The organism is Oceanobacillus saliphilus (assembly GCF_023522835.1).
GTDB classification, from domain to species: domain Bacteria; phylum Bacillota; class Bacilli; order Bacillales; family Amphibacillaceae; genus Oceanobacillus; species Oceanobacillus saliphilus.
The window spans coordinates 20234-42387 of record NZ_JALCZU010000006.1 but is presented as its reverse complement, the minus strand read 5'-3'; the positions used below and the strand labels follow the sequence as shown (position 1 = coordinate 42387).

The following is a 22154-nucleotide window of genomic DNA, read 5'->3' as shown; positions in this document are numbered from 1 at the left end:
AATAGTATAAAAATAGTACAACGGCACGGGAGAAATGCATGTGGAGATAAGAGATGATGTATCTGAAAAAATAGAAAAAAGAGGCTTATACTAGGTAAAATCGATCCTAGTATGAGCCTCTTTTTTCATCGTACTTACTTCTTTTCTGATTGGTCGATCCACTCTTGAAGTTTATCTTTCAATGTGTTAAATCCAGAAGTATCATTGTCCTGTTGGAATGTTGCTTGAGGTTTCTTAGCTCTAACAGGTTTTTTTGGTGCTTCTTCAGTAGCACGAATGGATAGAGAAACTTTATTTCTAGCTTCATCAACGTTCATTACTTTTACTTTAACGTCGTCCCCTACAGATAGGTGCTCATTGATATCTTTAACATATCCATGTGTGATTTCTGAGATGTGAACTAAACCTTGGTTTTCTTCGTCTAAAGCGACGAATGCTCCGTATGGCTGAATTCCTGTTACTTTACCTTCTATTATCTGACCAGCTTCAAATTTGTTAGTCATGCTGAACAACTCCTATACCTATATTCGATTCTTATACACAATATATTATTATAGCACAGTTAGTTGATTCTAGCAAAAATAATAGAGAGGTTAAAAAGAAAACATTACCAACGAGTAAGTGAAATGAGAATATCATCTTTCACTAAAATCTGATTTGTTGTGGGATGAATAAAATACTTTCCTTCACGAATATAACCGAGAACTAACTTCTCCTCTTTCAACATTTCTGCCAAGACCGTTTTATATGTTTGGTTTTCAAGCGCTGTCGATAACTTCGTATGCAAGAATTGCTGCTGACCAAGAATTTGAATGATATCCTCAAATGACGTAGCCTTCCTATTGTTGGATAGCTCATGAAAGAATAAAGAACTCATAAAATCATTTGATCGGATAATTGTATTGGCGCCTGCACGCAATGCGTTTTCGATCTGCCTTTGGGAGAGAATTTCTGCTACAATCGGAATTTCTTTATGATTGCCTCGGACTGCAATAGTCGCAAGAATTGTATAATTATCGGACTGCCGCTCATTTTTGGTTATATCTGCACTGATTAAAACACGAGAAGCATAGGCAATATTTGCTTTTATTAGCGTACTGTCCTCGGTTGCATCACCATGAATAAAATGGACAGGAGATTCCTGGAAGGTGAGGTGGCGCAACGTCCTGTCAATCAGGACAATGCGGATACTCGGATGTTTCTTCACTACAATATCAATCAATTGTCTCGTTCGTTCATTCCATCCGATAAATATATAATGGTGACTCCCTTTAAAGGCAAGCTTACCACTTTCCATCTCCTGCTCCCGTTTGACTGTAGCTGCTGATAGAGATGTAATATAAAATGCAAGAAAGCCTCCCCCTGTCAAAATGAGCAATATCGCAATCATTCTTCCGGTTTGGGTCAATGGAACATAATCCCCATACCCAACTGTTGCCCCTGTTACAAATGCCCACCAAATGCCATCGAAAATAGTCGGAAACTGAGTAGGCTCAACGATATGGATCAGAAAGCCGAAAAAACTCATCAAAACAAAAATAGTGACCAGCAGCTTTAGAACAGTTGGAAGTCGAAAATAAACCTGTTTCAGGAATCGAATATACATAGCTTCACCCTGGAATAGCTTGATTTTTAGTTAGTATGTGCCGGAATAGGGGGGCTATTCAATATATGATGGATTGGTCTTGTTTTTGATGGAGTAGATTAATGGATAAACTGTTCGCATTAATTAATGCTTCCACTTGCACAGCTAACGTCACAATCCATTGTCAGGGAAATAGGGAAAGATATAAGGCTACGTGTAGTGGATTCGAAGGCAGAAAAATGTTCGTTTCTGTTATGAAGATCAAACCGTGTGCAGTAAGTGCTGGAAATGATCTTCATCAATGCGATGAAGGTCAAAATGTGTGAGGTTAGCGGTGGAAATGATCTTCATCAATGCGATGAAGGTCAAAATGTGTGAGGTTAGCGGTGGAAATGATCTTCATCGATGTTATGAAGATCAAATCATGTGAGGTTAGCGCAGGAAATGATCTTCATCGATGTTATGAAGATCAAATCATGTGAGGTTAGCTCAGGAAATGATCTTCATCGATGTTATGAAGATCAAATCATGTGCAGCTAGCGCTGGAAATGATCTTCATCAATCTGATGAAGGTCAACCCCAAAAAGCGTCAGAACCCAAAACACTAGAGGTGATAGCCAATATTATCTCACCCAATAAAAAAAGTAACAGCGGAAAACTGTTACTTTTTGAGTGCTATTTCAATGTTTCTTTTAAACTGTTATAAACGACTGTCCAAAAATCGGTATGGTCACGGTAGGATTTTGTCATGAACATATACATTTCACTGGACTTTTCCTTGAAATCCTCTGCATCCTGTGGTGGGAGCTTACTGCGGGATTCATCCACGAATTCCTGTATTTTTGCTGCTCTTGGTCCCCATTTGGCGACTTCATTGCCGTCTTGATCAAAGAAGATGAAAATAGGAATAGAGCGGGACTTGCCATTTGTCAGGTACTGATCCATTAATTCCAGATTCTGATCACGTAAAAGCATTCGTACTTGAATACCAGTTGCTTGCGAAAGCTTCAAAAGGATTGGGATATTAAGCATGGCATCGCCGCACCAGTCTTCTGTCAGCACGATGGCTCGAAGATTACGTTCCCGTACCTCCTCGAAAAAGGCTTCGTCATTCGGTAAAATGAAGTGATCGTAAATATGAAGTAAATCCTCTTTGTGTTTTTCCATTGATTGAATATAAAGATCGGGGTTCAACCCTTTTTCAAACCAGTCATTCAAATTCATTCGGCCACACTCCTCGTATTTAAAAGCTTGTACTAGAAGTGTACCCATTATTGAATTAGCAGTAAACAAAAGTGCTCTCTAGTTAAATATTTGCTATCATAAAGATAAATGAAACGTTCTGGGAGGAAATAAGATGGCTCTACCAAATCAGGAATTTTTACTAGAATTACTGAAAACGGCTTCTCCATCAAGTATGGAAATGGAAATTCAGAAAAAATGGATAAATTATGTGAAAGATTTTGCACATGAAATTAGGACGGACAATGCAGGTAATGCGATAGGTATATTGAATCCGGATGCACCATTTAAAATATTACTAGCTGGGCACTGTGATGAGATTGCACTCGTCATCAATCGGATTGACGAAAGTGGATATTTACATTTCGATAAAATGGGTGGTATTAATCCAAAAGCTGCCGTAGGGATGCGGGTTACAGTGCTCGGTTATAATGGGGCTACCACTGGAGTGATTGGTGTTAATGCCCAGCACCATGGCGGGCTGAAAAACGATTTTGGGCTTGAAGATCTGTTTATCGATTGTGGTTATAAATCAAAAGAAGAAGCTGTCAAATATGTACAAATAGGAGACCTTTGTGTTTATAAAACCGAACCAGAAATTCTGATGGATCGCTATGTGGCTGGCCGTGGTTTAGATAACCGGACAGGGGCGTTTATCGTTGCGGAGGTGCTTAAACAACTAGCTGAAAAAGATGTGAAAGTTGGTGTGTACGCGGCTAGTACTGTCAATGAGGAAACGAATATGGGCGGAGCGTATTTTGCGGCAGCAGGCATCGAACCTACCATGGCAATAGCCTGTGATGTGACATTTGCTACAGACTATCCTGGTGTCAACAAAAATAAGTATGGGGACATCAGACTTGACGGTGGTCCCGTACTCGCAAAAGGTTCCCCAATTAATAGTAAAATCAACAAACTGCTTGAAGAGACGGCGAAAAAGCTGAAAATGGATGTTCAATATGAGCTGACTCCAAGAATGACAGGAACGGACGCAGATAAAATGCGATTAACCGGGAAGGGAGTCCCAGTATCATTGGTCTCTTTACCACTGCGCTATATGCATTCTCCGGTTGAAACGGCGAGCATAAAAGATATCGAAGAAGAAATTGAATTGATCGTAACGATGATTGCTAATATGACTGGTGAAGAAAGTCTAAATCCGTTGGAAGATTAATTAATATGCCGTGAAAGTAGCCGCCAAGTCCTGAATCAAGGATTTGCCGGCTATTTCAATTGATAAACATATAAACCTATACATGATAGTGCGTTCCAACTATATACCTACTTCAAACTACTATTCAGCCTCTCTTCTCCATACCTTTATGCCTGATTTTCCAATTAGAAGAAAAAATAATGGGATCTTGAGTTTCGTAATTAGGATTATTTAATCATTTTTCAAAAAAATATGGAAGGAAAAAAGTACCTTGGCGAGATTAAACCCACTTGTATCAATGATTCATTTGCATATAAGAAAATGAAAAAGGCAACGGAACTTGAAGAAAACAAAGAAAAACTCATACTATACTATCAATTTAGAAAATTCAGATTAAATATGACAATAGTCGACATTTTTTCATCTATGAATCTATTATACTAGCACTAACAGCATGAATTATCTATACACCGCAATGGGCTCGTTATTCGACATGATTATGTTGCAGAGGGGGGTTACGGTGTTTTTCGCATGTCCAATGTCGAATATTCGGATGGTAACGGAAGTGTTTTAAAATTGAGGGGAGGAAAAGTATTGAGACTAAAGAAGAAACGTCAAGTAAAAGCATTTAGTATTGCAGCATCGGTATTGATGACATTCTCATTAATTGCTCCAAGTGCAGCTCTTGCAGAATCAAATAGTAAAGCGCATTATTCCTTAAATGATTCTCAAAATGTAGCAGAGGTTAAAGTGAGTGATCGGCTGCGGACACAATTTACAGAAGATGAAAAAGTTACATTCCTAGTCAAATTCAATGAAAAAGCAGATGTGGAGACAGTAGCGAGAGATGCGAAAGCAAGTGCTGACAAGGCGAGCCTTTCAGCTCAAAAAGCGGAACATATTCAACGATCTGCAGTTATTTCAACGTTGAAATCCACTGCTTTGACATCCCAACAGAATGTGATCGATTATGTAGAGCAGGAAGTGGCAAAAGGAAACGCTGAAGATCTCAAATCTTTTCATATTGTCAATGGTTTGGCGGTTACGGCAACGAAAGAAGTAGCAGAAAAAATCGCTACCTTTGCCGAAGTTGAAAAAATCCTACCAAACGAAACGCGAGAAATTTCTACAGTAACTGTTTCAGACGAAGTGGAAACACCAAACTCCGAAATTGCTAACGTGGAATGGAATGTAGAGCGCGTTGGAGCACCTGCAGTTTGGGATATGGGAATTGATGGTACAGGAACAGTTGTAGCAAGTATCGATACGGGGGCACAGTTTGATCATCCCGGACTTGCTGAACAATATCGTGGCTATGACGCAGCGACCGGCGAAATAGATCACACGTATAGTTTTTTCGATGCAGTTAACGGGCGGACACCTGCTTATGACGATCATGGGCATGGTACACATGTTACCGGTACAATGGTTGGAAGTGAGCCTGATGGTTCCAATCAAGTTGGCGTAGCGCCTGGAGCCAAGTGGATTTCGGTTAAAGGGTTGAATGCTGCCGGCGGTGGATATGATGTTGATTTGATTGCTGGAGCGGAATGGTTACTCGCTCCTGGTGGAGATGTTACAAAGGCACCTGATGTTGTCAACAACTCATGGGGTGGTGGACCAGGACTTAATGAATGGTACAGAGATGTTGTCATTGCCTGGAGAGCAGCAGAAATATTCCCTGAGTTTTCTGCTGGTAACGGAACTCCGACTCCTGGATCAGTTGCTGCTCCGTCGAACTATCCGGAGTCATTCGCAACTGGAGCGACGGACATTAATGATGGACTGGCAAGTTTTTCATTAGTGGGACCTTCTCCATATGGTGAAATCAAACCAGATATTTCAGCACCTGGTGTGAATATCCGTTCTACGGTACCTGGTAGCCGTTATGAAGGTGGATGGAATGGAACTTCCATGGCAGGGCCTGCGGTGTCCGGGGTTGTAGCTTTAATGAAACAGGCAAATGCTAGTCTAACAGTTGATAATCTTGAAGAAATTATTATGAATACAGCGACACCACTAACAAACAGCCAATATACAGAATCTCCAAATAATGGTTTTGGATATGGCTTGGTGAATGGTTATGATGCTGTTTCATCTTTAATATCTGGTCTTGGAGTAATAGAAGGTCAGGTTACGAAAGAAGGGGAAGATACAGAAGCTCCAACTTTTGAACATGTTCCACCAGTCGAAACATACGAAGGAATGGATCTCGATTTATCCATCCATGTTTCTGATAATATTAGTATCGCTTCAGTAGAAGTTGTCTATGGTGATGGACAATCTATCGAGGCAACACGCGTTTCCGGAGATTATCGATCTGGGGAATATGCGGTAACAATTCCTGGTGAAGATATAGTGGGTGATTCTTTCACCTATCATTTTATAATTAATGATTTTGGTAATAATGAAGTAACTACGGAGGACTATGTAGTAGCTGTTTATCCAGGTATTACAGTAGGATATTTTACAGATTTTGAGACGAATCCTGCCGGTTGGACACTATTTGGAACAGATAATAACAGCTGGAATCGTGGTATCCCGACTTCTGGTCCTGGGGAAGCCTATTCAGGTGAATACGTATATGCGACAAACACAGACGGAACATATACGAACAATGAGGATTCAACACTTTTGATGCCTCCGATTGATTTACCTGAAGGAGAATCATACCTACAGTTTGCTCATTGGTATAACATTGAAAGGAACTGGGATTTTGGTCATGTTTATATTTCAACGGACCAAAATAACTGGACACAGCTTCTCCGTATAACAGATGTAAATAATGCTTGGGAAACAGTGGAAATTGATCTATCTGAATATGCTGGTGAGCGTGTATATATTGCGTTTAACCTGGATACGGATGGAAGTGTCATAAGAGATGGATGGTATATTGATGATGTAGGCTTGTCAGACACTTCATTGGAAATAGAAGAAACGTCGTCCAGTGGGGAAGTGGACAACAGTACAAGTGATGTCGTTAAAGAAGAAAAAGTAGACCCTGATAACATGCAGCCTAGCATGGCTAAAAATGAATCTTTACCATCAAGTGATGCAGGGATTCATCCGATGCTGCTTCCATTAGGTGCACAAGTCAGTGTACTTGAAAGTGGACGTTCTGTAACAACAAATCCAGCAAATGGAACGTATTCGTTTATGCATGCTGCTGGTGACTTTACGGTTGTTGCAGAAGCATATGGATTCGAGACCCAGGAGCAATCGGTATCGTTGGGGGCAGATGAAACTGTCGTTGCTGACTTTGTACTGGAAGAACTGGCAAAATCAACAATGAGTGGAACAGTGACAAGCTCCAACTCTGGAAATCCGATTGAAGGAGCAACATTGCTACTCGTTGAAGATGCGAATATTACTCCTGTAGAAACAGATTTAGAAGGTAATTATGAATTAACTGGCTACAATGGTACGTATACACTGAAAGTAATAGCGAGAGATTTCCATCGTTATGAAATGGAAGTAGAACTGGATGGTGATTTCGAATTAAATATTGAACTTGACCCATTCTACACGGTTCCAGGCGGAGAAATTGGCTATGATGATGGAACTGCTGAAAATGCACGTGCATTTTATGATGCTGGGAACGGTTGGGCAGTAAAAATGTCCTTACCAGATAACCAGGAATCAGCCATTGTAACAGATGGTGTGTTCCAATTCCATGGTACTGACTGGCCAAATCCAGGTGGAACAGAATTTGCCGTTGAAGTATGGGATGCTACAGGTTCTGACGGAACGCCTGGTCAACGAATTGCTGGTCCTTTTGATGCTACGGCTATAAGAAGCCTAGCAGAATGGACTGTTGTCGACTTAAGAGAGCATTCTATCCAAGTAGAAAGCGATTTCTATATGGTTTATATTCAATCGGATCCTCATCCAAATGCACCTGGATTGGCTACCGATGAAAATGGAACAAATGCAGGTCGCAGTTATCAATATGTTGGTGGAGCTTGGTCACAATCTCCTACTTCAGAAGGTAACTACATGATCCGCGCCCGTGTGGCCTATGGAGTGGAAGACCCTGTAATTACATCACCTGCTGCTGGTCTAGTAACAAATGAAGCATCTGTTACTGTTGAAGGAACAGCGTCTTCAACAACTACTGTAAAATTATTGAATAATGGATTGGAAATTGGTACTGCTGAAATTGGTAATGAAGGTACTTTTGCTATACCGGCAGAACTAGCAGAAGGTGAAAATGAAATTACCGCAGTAACTGTCGTAAACGGTGAAGATGCAACAACTTCAGAAGCAGTTACCGTTACGCTTGACACGGTTTCACCTGAACTTACAATTGATAGCCCACTGGACGGGGATATGACCAATCGTGAAACAATTACTGTTGAAGGAACTGTTTCCGATGAGCATCTTGAATCAGTAGAGGTTAATGGTCAAGATGCATCCGTTACAAATGGCAGCTACTCGAAACGTTTGATTCTTGATGAGGGTGAGAATGTAATTGAAGTAGTTGCTGTTGATGCTGCAGGAAACACAACTGTAGAGACAGTAACAATTGCTGCAGATTACACCGCTCCGGTAATCGAAAACTTGGTTCCGACTGAAGATCAACAGCTTCAAGCAGGTCAAACAGTCGCAATTGAGTTTGATAGTGAATCAGGTCTGACTGCAACATTTGCAGTGCATATGCCGTTAACGAATCTCGGTGGCAGCCTTTCCAATGTAACAGAGCTACCATTAACGGAAACATCTAATGGACATTATATCGGATATTGGACGGTACCAAGCAATATCGTTGCTGATGGTGCTCTCATTGAAGTAACAGCTGTTGACGATTTTGGTAACGAAACACGTGAACAGGCTGAGGGTAAATTGTATATCGGTGAAGAAGATAACGGCAATGGTAAGGGGAAAGGGAAAGATAATGGAAAAGGAAATGGGAAAGGAAATGGCAAGTAAAAATTATTTATCATAATTTGTATGGAAGGTGCAGAGGTGAATCAGCCTCTGTACTTTTTTTCGTGAGTAGGAAAGTTTATACGTTCTTACTCGCATTAGTGCAACGAAACCATCCGCCCAAAGGCTTAGGCAGTTGCCCTAGTTTTTTAAAGCGAAACGCGGAATAACCGGAACACGCGCTGCGTAAATCTTACCCTCATTTGATAGTTTAGAAGGGAAAAGCTGTAAACCCGATTTTTCTACTTGCATTTAATTCAGTATATTGTATAATACATATAAACAATTAAATAATCGATTCCAATCTTCGGGGCAGGGTGAAATTCCCGACCGGCGGTGATAAGCATATGCTTAAAGTCCGCGAACTGTATGGCAGCTTGCCATATGGTTGACCTGGTGCAATTCCAGGACCGACAGTATAGTCTGGATGGGAGAAGATGTCGAGCCTTACTTTGGTGTTTTTAAATACACCATTATTTGCCGATAAATTTACAACCCTAAAGCCCCTGTTTGCTTTAGGGTTTTTGTGATTTATCGGGGGATGTTACAGGGCAGCGATCCTTCATCACGAGATCGGAATCGATAAGATGAAGGAGGAGTATGATGATGCAAAATTCTACCAAGCGATCATCAAATTTATTAAAACTTATTATTCTAGCTTTACTAGGAACAATCTCACTTGTACTATTTTTTATTAATTTCCCATTGCCGTTTTTACCACCTTATTTGAAAATTGATTTCAGTGATGTGCCGGCTCTGATGGCGTCACTCATTTTCTCGCCGATTGCAGGCGTCATTGTGGTTGCAGTAAAAAATATTCTTTATTTGGCAGTTTCTGGAGCAGGAGACCCAATTGGGGTATCTGCAAACTTCCTTGCCGGTGTCATGTTTGTCGTGCCAGTTTCCATCCTTTACCATAAAGTTAAAGGTGTTAAAAGTATTATTAGCGGGTTGGTAGCGGGAACATTGATCATGGCTATCGGTATGAGTGTACTGAACTATTTCATTATCTTGCCTGCCTATGGTTGGTTTATGGGCTGGGAAATGTCTCAACAAGTAATCTGGACGTCCGTATTGGTCGGGGTACTGCCATTTAATATTATAAAAGGGATTGTCATTGCTCTATTGTTTATACCGTTATTCATCAAAATGCGCAGCTGGATCGAAAACCAACAAGCAAGGTTCATCTAAATTTGAAAAGCTAACCCGTTGCGGTTAGCTTTTTATTTTATCTAAAATGAAAAAATTCACCCTTACAAACAATAAGGGTAAATTTTTGTGTTATTCCTCTTCTTCAACTAAGTTTCTTGCAATCGGCATTACTTCCAATCTTTCTTCCGGAATCGGTTTTCCTGATTTTTCACTGAGACCATATGTGCCGTCTTCGATTTTCAGAAGCGCATCTTCAATTTCTTTTAAATGATCCTGGCGCATAAGATCCAATCCGGCATCACGCTGCTGCTCGAATTGTTCAGTTCCCATATCTGCTGGGTGGTTATCGTAATCAGCAAGTTCCTGGATAGAATCATTTGGACCGATATTTCTGTTGGTTGCTATTTCCTGTTCCGTTTCTTTTTTCATTTGTAATAGTTTTTCTTTAAAATATGCAAACTTTTCTTTGCTAAGTTGATTGCTCATCATCTCATCCTTCCTTTCATTACGGAGGGGTGATATTCCAATCTGAAACAATTACTGTTAGAACAGCTCTGAAAGAAGCAGTGAAATACCTAAAAGAAAACCATAAATCGTGTTCGTTTTGGCAGTAGCCGCCATGGCAGGCATCATTTCAATCGCTTCGGTTTTCCCGCGGAATTTCTTGATAACTTCCCGCGCTTTGATTGCGCTGAAGAAAGTAATAAATGACCATAAAGGTAAAATACCGAGAACGATTAATATGGCTGTTATACCATATGCTATAAGCATTGACACGGCCAGCAATGTAATGGCGTTTTCTCTGCCTATTAAAATAGCGATCGTTTTCCTTCCTCCCAATTCATCTCCATCACGGTCGCGAATGTTATTGGATAGGTTGATACTACCGATGAAGATTGTAACTGGAATGGAAATCCAGATCACTTCAGCAGTAACCGTACCTGTTTGAATAAAGTACGTAATGCCAATAATTACCGTTCCCATTAAAACACCTGAAAATAACTCTCCAAATGGGGTATAGGAAATTGGAAGGGGCCCTCCTGTATATAAATAACCGAAAGCCATACAAACTAAACCAATCACTGCAATCCACCAGCTGGAAGCCATACAGATGTAGACACCTAGAAGAATGGATACGCCATAGAAAGCAAACGCAAGATTACGGATTTTTTGTGGTGCAATTCCGTCACGTACGATAGATCCACCAATTCCAACTGATTGGTCTGTATCTAATCCACGTACAAAATCGTAGTATTCATTGAACATATTGGTTGCTGCTTGTATAAGTAGTGATGCAACTAACATAGCAAAAAAGAGTAACCAATTAATCGTACCCTCATTAAATGCGACCATTGTTCCGACAAAAACGGGTACAAAGGAGGCTGTTAGTGTATGGGGACGCATAAGTCTCCACCAAACGTGAAAGCCGCCACGTTCATTTAAAGCCTGTTTAATATTACTTTTATCTGTAGATTGCATGTATCTGTTCCCCCTGATTCTAATTTCATAGGATGATCCATAAAATTCAACTTCCGCTTCTAAACGGTTGTTGTTAACGCTATTTATTTTCACATCATACTAATAGTATGGAATTTGTTAGGGAGTGTCAATCTATTCTGGCTGGTCTGGATGAGTATTTTGTGGAATTAAAGGGATTTTCTTGAGAAACTAGAGAAAAGAGCATAAAATAGGATAGGATGTCTCTGACTTCAGGATATTACGGAGGTTTATTTAGATGATTGAAATTAAGGAAGCACAACTTGCATCCATTCTATCTGAAGCTATTCAGCAGTTAAAAGCAGAAGATGAATGCAGGCTTGTTAGTATAACAAAAAAAATAGAAAAAACCGATCCGCTTTATTTTTTTAATGCGGCTAAGCATATTGGAAACCGTTCGTTTTGGACAAGTTCTGATCACTTGCTTTTACTTGCTGGTGCTGGAATGGCACATCAAATGACTTCGGATCAGTTGCGGATTGAAGCAACTCAGAAACAGTGGGATACCTTGTTGCGTGAAGCATTCGTGTATAACCCCTATGGTGTTCCAGGAACGGGGCTCGTTGCGGTTGGTGGTATGTCATTTGATCCGAAAAAGAAACCAACCGAATTATGGGAGAAATACAAACCAAGTCATTTTACCATTCCAGAATTCTTACTGACCAAATATGATGACAGCTATTATTTTACGATAAATATATACGTGAAAAAGAATGATCATGCCAAGCAATTGGCAGATGAACTGGAGCAGATGGAAAGAAGGCTTCTTCTTCCTACTGATAGTACTGCCGATGACCTTATCATGACAGGCTGCCTTGAGGTTGCTCCCCAACAGTGGAAAAAGAGTGTCCAGAAGGCAACAGAAGAAATTGGTAGGGGAAAGGTAGAGAAAATTGTACTTGCAAGGGAAGTCCGGTTAAAATATAATCGGAAAGCCGATATTACGGCAGTGTTGTCGGGTTTATTAAAAACCCAGCCAAACAGCTATATTTTTGCATATGAAATTGAAGAGGACTGTTTTGTCGGAGCAACCCCTGAAAGGCTCGTAAAAATTGAGGGAAAGCAGCTTCTATCGACATGTCTTGCAGGAACTGCTCCCCGTGGTAGTACAAAGGAAGAGGACGTAAAGCTGAGGGATGAACTACTCCATGATGAGAAGAATCTCAAGGAACATGATTTTGTTGTTACGATGATCAAGCAAGCGATTAAAGATTGCTGCATTCAAGTAAATATCCCAGATAAACCGGTAATCTATCCATTAAAAAATTTACAGCACTTATACACGCCGGTAAGAGGACTTTTAAAGAATGGATATAGTATTTTTGATATTGTAGAAAAGTTGCATCCAACCCCAGCTCTGGGTGGAACGCCCCGGGAGGAGTCACTTTCATTTATTCGCGAACATGAACTGTTGGATAGAGGTTGGTATGGTGCGCCGATTGGATGGGTGGACAGCAACAAGAATGGTGAGTTCGCAGTTGCTATTCGTTCTGCACTTATTCAAGGTGATGAAGCTTCCCTGTTTGCAGGATGTGGCGTTGTAAAGGATTCTGATCCGGAAAGTGAATATGAAGAGACGAAGATCAAGCTTCTGCCCATGTTATCTGTTTTAGGAGGCAAAAATAAATGAATCATACAGAAACATTAACAAGATATACAGCAAATTTTGTAGATGAATTAGCTAAAAGTGGGTTGATTGATGTTGTTATTTCGCCAGGTTCCCGATCGACGCCACTTGCATTGACATTTACGGAGCATCCTTCGATAAAACAATGGGTTATTATCGATGAACGCTCTGCCGCTTTTTTTGCATTGGGGATAGCTAAACAAACGAACCGTCCAGTGGCACTCGTCTGTACTTCCGGAACCGCAGCTGCAAATTATTTCCCTGCTATTGTGGAAGCCCATTACAGCAGGGTGCCATTACTAGTTCTGACAGCAGACCGACCCCATGAATTGCGGGATGTCGGTGCCCCACAAGCAATTGAACAAGTTAGACTATATGGTAATTATCCGAAATGGTTTCATGAGATGGCCCTCCCTGAAGCGTCTACAGAAATGCTCAGCTACGCAAGAAATAAAGCGGCACGGGCTGTATACATGGCGCAGGAAGGAAATCCTGGTCCGATTCATATGAATTTTCCATTTCGTGAGCCACTGAATCCAGATTTTTCACTGGATAATATTTGGACGTTTCCTGGTGCAGCGCAACATACACAATCTGTCAATCCTGTGTATGATGGGAAAAAGCGTTTGGCCGAACCAGAGATCCAGCATCTTGTAGAGAAACTCGGTAATGGTCAAAGAGGGGTCATTGTTTGTGGTCCACAAACAGATCCGGATTTTGCAGACGCGATTACAACACTGGCCAATAAATGGGGGCTTCCGGTGTTGGCTGATCCATTATCTCAAGTGCGAACGGGAAGTCATCATAAAGATCAGGTGATCGAAGCGTATGATGCCTTTTTGAGGAATGAAGAGATCCGGAAACAATTGAAACCTGATTATATTATCCGCTTTGGGGCGATGCCGGTATCCAAAGCATATCTTTTTTATGTTAAAGAACATTCGGACACCAGGCAATATATCGTAGAAAATTATACCGGGTATCGGGAACCGACGGGGAATGTTACAGAATTTATTTTTGCGGACCCAGTCATGCTCAGTGAGGATTTAACTGCTGCTTCGCCTGATAAAGATGTAGATACAAACTGGCTGGAAATGTGGAAGGAAATGAATCGTATCTCCAAAAAACATCTATTAAGCGGCACAGAAGCAGCAATCACGGAAGGGGAGGTTGTCCGAGGTCTAGCTGAAGTCATCCCTGAGGAGAGCATATTATATGTCGGAAATAGTATGTCTGTTCGTGATGTGGATACGTTTCTGATGACCACTCCGAAGCACATTTCCATTCTTGCCAATCGAGGAGCAAATGGGATAGATGGGATGGTTTCCAGTGGACTTGGAGCAGCTGCAGCAGGTAAGTGTGTTACATTACTGCTCGGTGATTTATCATTTTTCCATGATATGAATGGACTGATGGCGGCAAAGCATTATAACTTGAATATAACAATTTTGCTTGTGAACAATAATGGTGGTGGGATTTTTTCATTTCTGCCCCAATCGAATGATAAAAAGCATTTTGAAGCATTATTCGGAACTCCGGTAGACATTGATTTTGAAAAAGCGATTACGATGTATGGGGGAGAATATGCACAGGCAAGAACAGAAGGACAATTAAAGGAATTGCTGTACACCAGTTACCAGCATGAAGGTCTTTCCGTTATCGAAGTGAAAACAGAAAGAACCGAAAATGTAGAATGGCATCGAGCGAAGTGGCAAGCCATCGAAAAGGAAATCTTACAGGACAGGGACTGATTGATATGTATTTTTCCAGAGAAGATGCAGCCTACTGGTACGAAATTCATGGAGAAGGTGTTCCCGTTGTCATGTTGCATGGTTTCACAGGTAGTTCAGCTGCATGGAAGCCATTTGTAGATAGCTGGGGATCAGGATATCAACTAATAACGGTTGATTTGCCCGGACACGGCAAAACTCGGACACCATCACCTAGGTCTATGGCAGATTGCTGCAAGGATTTATTTGAACTCTTCCAATCAATTGATTTAGGTCCGTTTCATTTGCTTGGATATTCAATGGGCGGCCGAACCGCACTGTCATATGCCATATTGTTTCAGGATTCATTACGTTCATTAATTTTGGAAAGTTCCTCACCAGGAATTGCTGATGAGGAAGCAAGGAAGTCAAGAAAAGAAAATGATGAGAAGCTGGCTGAGCGTATCGAGCAGTGTGGAATATCGTCATTCGTAGATTTTTGGCAGGATATTCCATTATTTGATTCACAAAAAAGACTTTCTGCCGATGTACAGGGATCATTACGTGCTGAGCGGCTTTCGCAATCTGCAGAGGGGTTGGCCCAATCGCTCCGTATGATGGGTACTGGGAACCAGCTATCTTTATGGGATCGGCTCCATGATTTTAAGAAACCGGTGTTACTGATTGCTGGGGAACTTGATGAGAAATTTGTTGCAATCAATAAAAAGATGCAAAAAAAGCTGATATCATGTAATCTGATAATATGTGAGGATGCAGGTCATGCAATTCACGTGGAAAAACCGAATACTTTTGGTAAAATGGTAAAGGCATTTATTCATGCCAATACGCATACTGACTAAAAGATAACTACATAGTAACTATTGGAGGGATTTGAACATGACAGTAGAATGGCAAAAAGCGAAAGACTATGAAGAAATTGTTTATGAAAAATATAATGGCGTTGCTAAAGTGAGTATTAACCGTCCAGAAAGACGGAATGCATTTACACCGCTAACCATTCAAGAAATGATCCATGCATTTTCAGACGCAAGGGACGATTCTTCAATTGGAGTAATTATTCTTGCCGGTGAAGGAGACGAAGCGTTTTGTTCCGGTGGAGACCAGGCTGTCCGCGGGCATGGTGGGTATGTTGGAACGGACAGTATTCCACGTTTGAATGTCCTTGATTTACAACGATTGATCCGTACGATTCCAAAACCGGTCATCGCAATGGTTTCCGGATATGCAATCGGTGGGGGGCATGTCTTGCACGTTGTATGTGACTTGACAATCGCTGCTGACAATGCAATTTTCGGACAAACAGGACCGAAAGTAGGAAGCTTTGATGCTGGATATGGGGCTGGCTACCTTGCACGAATGGTCGGGCACAAACGGGCACGTGAAATATGGTATTTATGCCGTCAATATAATGCGGATGAAGCGTATGAAATGGGCATGGTAAACAAAGTAGTTCCATTGGATCAATTAGAAGATGAAACATTGCAATGGTGTGAAGAAATTCTTGAAAAATCACCAACTGCACTTCGCTTCCTGAAAGCATCTTTCAATGCGGATACGGATGGACTTGCTGGATTACAGCAACTTGGTGGAGATGCCACATTGCTTTACTATACAACAGAAGAAGCAAAAGAAGGACGCGACGCTTTCAAAGAGAAAAGAAAGCCAGACTTCAAACAATTTCCGCGTTTCCCTTGATCTGAGATAACGATAATAAAACCTTTGCTTAAATTTTGGCAAAGGTTTTTGATTTTTTGGCACACGCCACCTATTCCATTTGGGAATAAACAATAAACAATAAGTAAGGAGAATCATCAGAATGGCAGAAATTATTCCCCATTGGTTAACGAAACAGGCTGATTTATCCCCTGAGCTGATTGCGATTGAGATGGATAACGGCATGACAGTGACTTTTGCTGAGTTAAAAGAAAGAAGCCAGATCTTCGCAAGAAAGCTAGCACAAGTGGGAGTTACAGAGGGAGTTCATGTTGGAATTTTATCTACCAATCAGGTTCCAATGGTAGTGGCAATCCATGCACTAAGCTACTTGGGAGCAGTTGGCGTCATGCTGAATACGCGATTGACGGATGAAGAACTAAATTATCAATTGAAGGACGCTGAAGTTTCTCTATTACTGACTGCCGATCATTTAAAAGACTCTACCAACGATTTGAAAGCAGAAAAAATGAAGACTTTTTCTGAGATGGAGTCTGTTATAGAAAAGGATTTCACATTAAAATCGGAGCTGCATCTAGATGATATATTTACCATTATGTACACTTCTGGAACAACCGGTTTTCCGAAAGGCGTCATTCATACATATGGCAACCATTGGTGGAGTGCAATTAGTTCAGCTTTGAATCTTGGACTTAATAAAGAAGATAAGTGGCTGATTCCCTTGCCTGTTTTTCATGTAAGTGGACTGTCAACAGCAATCAAGAGCGTCATTTATGGGATGCCGATTTACCTCATGGAAAAGTTTGATGCAGTAAAAGTACATGAGGCAATTATGAAGAAAGGAATTACGATTGTTTCGGTTGTAACAATCATGGTGCAGCGTCTCATGGAAATGCTTGGTGATCAATCCTATCCGACATCATTACGTTGCTTGCTTCTCGGTGGAGGCCCTGCACCAAAGCCAATGCTTAAGAGGGCTAAGGAAAAAAATATTCCAGTATTTCAGTCGTATGGGATGACGGAGACGGCGTCACAACTTGTGACGCTGAGCCCCAAAGACGCATTGGAAAAAGTCGGGTCAGCAGGCAAACCTCTTTTCTCTGCTCAGCTGAAAATCTCTGAACACGCAACAGATCAGATAGGTGAAATTCTCGTGAAAGGCCCGATGGTTACAAAGGGATATTTTAAAAACAAAGAAGCAAATGAAGCAGCATTTACAGGTGGGTGGTTTTCAACTGGCGACCTCGGCTATTTGGATGCCGATGGATTTTTATATATCGTGGATCGAAGGAAGGACCTGATTATTTCGGGCGGGGAAAATATTTACCCATCTGAAATAGAAAGCGTTCTTAGTGGTATGGAGCAAATTCTGGAAGTTGGTGTTGCAGGAAAAGCTGATGAAGTGTGGGGAAAGGTACCTGTTGCTTTTGTTGTGAAAAAGCGGGAAGTGACAGCCGAGGAAATTTACGCATATGCCAAAAACAGATTGGCGAAATATAAATTACCCAAAGAGATCCGCTTTGTCGATGAGCTGCCAAGAAATGCGTCAAATAAGTTGGTCAGAAACAAATTAATCAATGACTAATGCCCCGGTTTTAGCGACGTAAAATGATGAAGGAAGTTTTGCTAAAGCTACAGACTTTCTTGGGCTGAACGTGGTTTGCCAGGTCCATTAGCTGGAGTAATAACTTTTAATAAATTTATAATGTTTTGAAATTATCCCTTCAAGGTATATATAAGTATATTCTTGAAGGGAGTTTGTGTAGATGAGCAACTTTATGGAACAGTATTTTTCAGTTAGTTTTATGCAAGGACTGCAAAATTTCGTTATTGCACTTCTTGTTTTATTGGTTGGGTGGCTGATTGCAAAAGTAATTGGTAATGCAGTTGAAAAGGCATTGAAAAAAACCGATTGGGACGATAAACTGTTTAACAGATTTCGTACAAGTGATAAACCTGTAAATTCAGCCAAGATAATTGGAAAAGTGGTTTATTACATACTTCTTTTAGTAGTATTCATCCTGTTCTTCAACGTATTGAACCTGAATATGATTGCAAATCCTTTATCTGATCTTATTTCCACCTTCTTAAACTTCATCCCGCAAGTATTGGGTGCAGCGCTTATCCTGCTGTTAGCATGGGTGCTTGCAAGTGTTACTCAGTGGTTGATTGTTGAGGGAAGCAGAAAAGTCAATTTGCAAAATTTATTTTTTAAGATGAAAGTGGCTAAAACGGAAGAGGAGATTCGTGGATATACGCAAACTATTGGAAAAGTAGCTTTTTATCTCATATTGCTTTTATTCATCCCAGGTGTTTTTGATGCCCTGAATATTCAAGGTGTGGCAGCACCATTCAGCGGACTGCTTGCTAGTATTCTCGGATTTATTCCAAAATTGATTGCTGCAGCTATTATCTTTGCAGTCGGTTGGTTTGTAGCTAAAATTGTAAAAAACATTGTCACAAATCTTCTGCAGGCTGTTGGTTCTGAAAAGCTGATTGAACGTTTAAAGCTTTCCAAGCTCTTTGAAGGTACTAGCTTTGCAGCATTTGTCGGTAATATTGTTTTCATTTTAATTCTGATTCCTATCACAATTACTGCTCTTGAACAACTTGAATGGAGAGGTATTACAGATCCAGCCATTGACATGTTAAATACCGTTATGACAATGATTCCAAATATCATCGTCGCCATTACCCTTGTACTTGTTGGTATATGGCTTGGAAAATTAATTGGCGGATTTGTTGAAGACTATGTGCAGCGTATTGGCTTTGACCGCCTCTCTGCTACATTGAATGTCGGCAATAAGAGCGCCGCAAGCAACAAGATGAGCCCTTCTGCCATTTTAGGTTATATTGTACAGTTCCTGATTGTCTTTTTCCTTACAGTACAGGCACTGAATCTTGTGCAGCTTGACTTCCTTGTAGGAATTGCAACGGCTATCACTGCGTATATTCCACATGTGCTTGCAGCCGTTCTGATTCTTGCAGTAGCGATTATCCTTGGAAACATTGTCCAAAAACTATTGAAAAATATTCTTGATGGTACTGCTTCCAATACACTTGCAGGTTTTGCAAAATATACGATCCTAATAATTGCAGGGTTTATGGCATTGACACAGCTTGGTATTGCTCCATCCATCGTTAATGCAGCATTTATTCTAATTCTTGGAGGCTTGTCCCTTGCGTTCGGTCTCGCGTTTGGACTTGGCGGCAAGGATTTCGCAAAAAAATATTTGCGTAAGTTTGATCATACAATTGATGAGACAACGGTAAATCAACAACAAACTGAAAAAAGCGACGTATCTGATTTAATGGAAGATACGGAAGTAAATCCTACAAAATCAACGGAACAGACCATTGATGATACGGAACCAGAGTCGTTCGATAATATTAATGATTTAGAATCAGTTGATAACAATGATCCTGAAAAGCATTAACCCAGGAAGTGAAAATAAATACAAATCTAAGGCCCACTAAAAAGATTAAAGCACTTGCAAATTCACAAGGAATTTTGCAAGTGCTTTTCTTTACAAGCTTTTTATTTTATGAAGATCAAAGCTGATGAAGAAACAGGGGAGAAATGACCATCATAGCGGTAATGAAGATCAAAGATGATGGAGAACTCGGGAGAAATGACCTTCATAGTGGTAATGAAGATCAAAGCTGATGAAGAAACTGTGAGAAATGACCTTCATAATGGTAATGAAGATCAAAGATGATGAAGAAACTGGGAGAAATGACCTTCATAGCGGTAATGAAAGTCAATGATGATGAAGAAACTGGGAGAAATGACCTTCATAGCAGTAATGAAGATCAAAGCTGATGAAGAAACCAGAAGAAATGACCTTCATAGCAGTAATGAAGATCAAAGATGATGAAGAAACAGGGGAGAAATGACCATCATAGCGGTAATGAAGATCAAAGATGATGAAGAACTCGGAAGAAATGACCTTCATAATGGTTATGAAGACACAATATACAATAAACGTATTCACCCAGATGCTTTTTTTGGGTTAAATTCGAGTAATTGAGCCAAATTAAGGACAGGAGGTGCTGTAAGTTGGAAAAAGAAAAATATTATGTGAATATCGGTGATGGGTCAATTTCACAGATGAGATATCAAAATAATGATGATTTTGTCATCTATGCAAGTATGCAAGACATAGCTTTACTACGATCAAAAATGGAAAATATGCATGGGGCAAATTTTGACTCTTATATACGTGCCCATATCCCAATCGTTCCATATCATAATGATAGTGCTAATGACGAGTATGACGATAATTTGACAGAGGCTTTTCGAATGGTATATGAACTGGGAGATGAACAAACAAAATCACATATTAAATCAATGGGTATTCTATCCGACAAACATTTGTAGAAAAATTAGAATAGAATTGGTAAAAAATGTTTAAAATGCGTTTAACCTCTTGGGATTAAAGGAATAGATAAGCACAGAACACTTTAACAGCCAGGGGGATATAAAATGAATAAACAGCCAAAGAAACTGAAGTGGATCATTACAATTGGAATCGTGGCTTTATTAGTATATATAGGAAGTACTACGATAAATAAGGAACTAGTGTTAGCAGATGACCATGAACAAATCAACATGTCATCTCTGACGAAAGATGAACTGTTCTCTTCTGAAGCAGCGTTAACTCATGATGATGTCGTTCATTTGACGCGTACATTTATGGATATTCTGGTGCAGGACACGAATGTAAATTATCAAGTCATTAACTTTAATACGAAAGAGGAACTCTTAAATGAATTTGAGAAGGTTACAACGAAGGAAACTGCTCAGGATTATGTTGATTTCTACTACACAGAAGAGGCAGATGGCATGTATATCTTGCCGACAGAAACGCCACCATGGTTTCTCGAAGGAAATGAATATGATATGATAAACGTGGACGCTTCAACAGTTAAAGTCGTACAGGAAAATTATACGGATCTATACGGCTATTATACATTGGAGTTGGAATTCACATTTGATGGTGATTGGAAAATAACAGAAATTATGTTCTATTAATTTTTCAATCAGTAAAAAGGCAGTTGAATTATTTGATAACATTCAGGGACTATTACAACAATGAGGTAAACCTATCTTTTGATGATCATCCATTTTCCAAGTATCCAAAACATGTCTGGGTTATATGCAAGTATAAGGAAAAATGGCTATTAACAAAACATAAAGAAAGAGGACTGGAATTTCCCGGTGGAAAAGTGGAAGAAGGAGAAACGGCAAAAGAAGCTGCCATTCGAGAAGTGATGGAAGAAACTGGCGGAACCATCCAGGAAATCAGTTATATTGGTCAATATATGGTAGATGGCAGAAACGATACAGTTATAAAAAATGTCTACTTTGCCAAAATAGATAAACTGACAGAACAGGAAACCTATTATGAAACAGACGGACCGATCCTGCATAAATATATTCCAGCAAAAGTCAAATACATTAAAAAGTATAGTTTCATTATGAAAGATGGCGTGCTCGAACACTGTATGAAATTTATTAAAGAAAATCGTTTCAAATAACAAGATAATATTCTGATATTTTGTTTT

General features: G+C 40.1%; 18 protein-coding genes and 1 riboswitch. Of the genes, 13 read left to right on the top strand and 5 right to left on the bottom strand.

What is annotated here, in order from left to right:
* Window positions 1-134: 134 nt before the first annotated feature.
* Window positions 135-503 (bottom strand): S1 domain-containing post-transcriptional regulator GSP13, encoded by a 369-nt coding sequence (yugI, locus tag MN204_RS11160; RefSeq protein ID WP_249871159.1) that lies wholly within the window; start codon window positions 501-503, stop codon window positions 135-137.
* A 104-nt stretch (window positions 504-607) separates the two neighbouring features.
* Window positions 608-1606 (bottom strand): potassium channel family protein, encoded by a 999-nt coding sequence (locus MN204_RS11155; protein WP_249871158.1) that lies wholly within the window; start codon window positions 1604-1606, stop codon window positions 608-610.
* A 101-nt stretch (window positions 1607-1707) separates the two neighbouring features.
* Between MN204_RS11155 and MN204_RS11150 the strand changes: the two genes are divergently transcribed.
* Complete coding sequence (locus tag MN204_RS11150; RefSeq protein WP_249871157.1) at window positions 1708-1911, top strand: hypothetical protein; 204 nt, start codon at window positions 1708-1710, stop codon at window positions 1909-1911.
* A 349-nt stretch (window positions 1912-2260) separates the two neighbouring features.
* On the opposite strand, the gene MN204_RS11145 is transcribed toward MN204_RS11150, so the two are convergent.
* The gene (locus tag MN204_RS11145; protein WP_249871156.1) at window positions 2261-2809 is read right to left on the bottom strand and encodes a thioredoxin family protein; all 549 of its coding nucleotides are present in this window, start codon (window positions 2807-2809) and stop codon (window positions 2261-2263) included.
* Window positions 2810-2942: 133 nt separating this feature from the next.
* Between MN204_RS11145 and MN204_RS11140 the strand changes: the two genes are divergently transcribed.
* The 3 genes from MN204_RS11140 to MN204_RS11130 all read left to right on the top strand — a co-directional run bounded on the left by MN204_RS11140 (window position 2943) and on the right by MN204_RS11130 (window position 10097).
* A complete protein-coding gene (locus MN204_RS11140) occupies window positions 2943-4001 on the top strand; it encodes a M20/M25/M40 family metallo-hydrolase (protein WP_249871155.1) in 1059 nt (352 codons plus the stop codon).
* Window positions 4002-4631: 630 nt separating this feature from the next.
* Window positions 4632-8909, top strand: coding sequence for a S8 family serine peptidase (locus MN204_RS11135; protein WP_249871347.1), 4278 nt, complete (start codon window positions 4632-4634; stop codon window positions 8907-8909).
* A 296-nt stretch (window positions 8910-9205) separates the two neighbouring features.
* Window positions 9206-9349, top strand: a riboswitch (FMN riboswitch).
* 163 nt (window positions 9350-9512) lie between these two features.
* The gene (locus MN204_RS11130) at window positions 9513-10097 is read left to right on the top strand and encodes an ECF transporter S component (protein ID WP_249871346.1); all 585 of its coding nucleotides are present in this window, start codon (window positions 9513-9515) and stop codon (window positions 10095-10097) included.
* 90 nt (window positions 10098-10187) lie between these two features.
* On the opposite strand, the gene MN204_RS11125 is transcribed toward MN204_RS11130, so the two are convergent.
* Both MN204_RS11125 and MN204_RS11120 read right to left on the bottom strand, forming a co-directional pair.
* On the bottom strand, window positions 10188-10544 hold the full coding sequence (locus MN204_RS11125) for a TraR/DksA C4-type zinc finger protein (protein ID WP_249871154.1): 357 nt from the start codon (window positions 10542-10544) through the stop codon (window positions 10188-10190).
* A gap of 57 nt (window positions 10545-10601) precedes the next feature.
* Window positions 10602-11537 carry a 1,4-dihydroxy-2-naphthoate polyprenyltransferase gene (locus tag MN204_RS11120; protein WP_249871153.1) on the bottom strand — a complete coding sequence of 312 codons (936 nt, stop codon included), beginning with the start codon at window positions 11535-11537 and terminating at the stop codon, window positions 10602-10604.
* Between the two features lie 256 nt (window positions 11538-11793).
* On the opposite strand from MN204_RS11120, the gene MN204_RS11115 reads away from it, so the two are divergent.
* The 9 genes from MN204_RS11115 (at window position 11794) to ytkD (ending at window position 22127) form a co-directional block, all read left to right on the top strand.
* Window positions 11794-13185 carry an isochorismate synthase gene (locus MN204_RS11115; RefSeq protein ID WP_249871152.1) on the top strand — a complete coding sequence of 464 codons (1392 nt, stop codon included), beginning with the start codon at window positions 11794-11796 and terminating at the stop codon, window positions 13183-13185.
* The gene (gene menD, locus MN204_RS11110; RefSeq protein ID WP_249871151.1) at window positions 13182-14933 is read left to right on the top strand and encodes a 2-succinyl-5-enolpyruvyl-6-hydroxy-3-cyclohexene-1-carboxylic-acid synthase; all 1752 of its coding nucleotides are present in this window, start codon (window positions 13182-13184) and stop codon (window positions 14931-14933) included. The genes MN204_RS11115 and menD overlap by 4 nt, the downstream gene beginning before the upstream one ends.
* Before the next feature lie 5 nt (window positions 14934-14938).
* Complete coding sequence (gene menH, locus MN204_RS11105; RefSeq protein WP_249871150.1) at window positions 14939-15751, top strand: 2-succinyl-6-hydroxy-2,4-cyclohexadiene-1-carboxylate synthase; 813 nt, start codon at window positions 14939-14941, stop codon at window positions 15749-15751.
* 37 nt (window positions 15752-15788) lie between these two features.
* Window positions 15789-16607: a 1,4-dihydroxy-2-naphthoyl-CoA synthase gene (menB, locus tag MN204_RS11100; RefSeq protein ID WP_249871149.1), complete on the top strand. Its 819-nt coding sequence runs from the start codon at window positions 15789-15791 to the stop codon at window positions 16605-16607.
* Window positions 16608-16728: 121 nt separating this feature from the next.
* On the top strand, window positions 16729-18171 hold the full coding sequence (locus tag MN204_RS11095; RefSeq protein WP_249871148.1) for an o-succinylbenzoate--CoA ligase: 1443 nt from the start codon (window positions 16729-16731) through the stop codon (window positions 18169-18171).
* A 181-nt stretch (window positions 18172-18352) separates the two neighbouring features.
* Window positions 18353-20023: a mechanosensitive ion channel gene (locus MN204_RS11090; RefSeq protein WP_249871147.1), complete on the top strand. Its 1671-nt coding sequence runs from the start codon at window positions 18353-18355 to the stop codon at window positions 20021-20023.
* A 623-nt stretch (window positions 20024-20646) separates the two neighbouring features.
* Window positions 20647-20967, top strand: a complete 321-nt coding sequence (locus tag MN204_RS11085; protein WP_249871146.1) for a hydrolase — start codon at window positions 20647-20649, stop codon at window positions 20965-20967.
* A 105-nt stretch (window positions 20968-21072) separates the two neighbouring features.
* Window positions 21073-21621 (top strand): hypothetical protein, encoded by a 549-nt coding sequence (locus tag MN204_RS11080; protein ID WP_249871145.1) that lies wholly within the window; start codon window positions 21073-21075, stop codon window positions 21619-21621.
* A gap of 32 nt (window positions 21622-21653) precedes the next feature.
* The gene (ytkD, locus tag MN204_RS11075; protein ID WP_249871144.1) at window positions 21654-22127 is read left to right on the top strand and encodes an RNA deprotection pyrophosphohydrolase; all 474 of its coding nucleotides are present in this window, start codon (window positions 21654-21656) and stop codon (window positions 22125-22127) included.
* Window positions 22128-22154 lie beyond the last annotated feature (27 nt).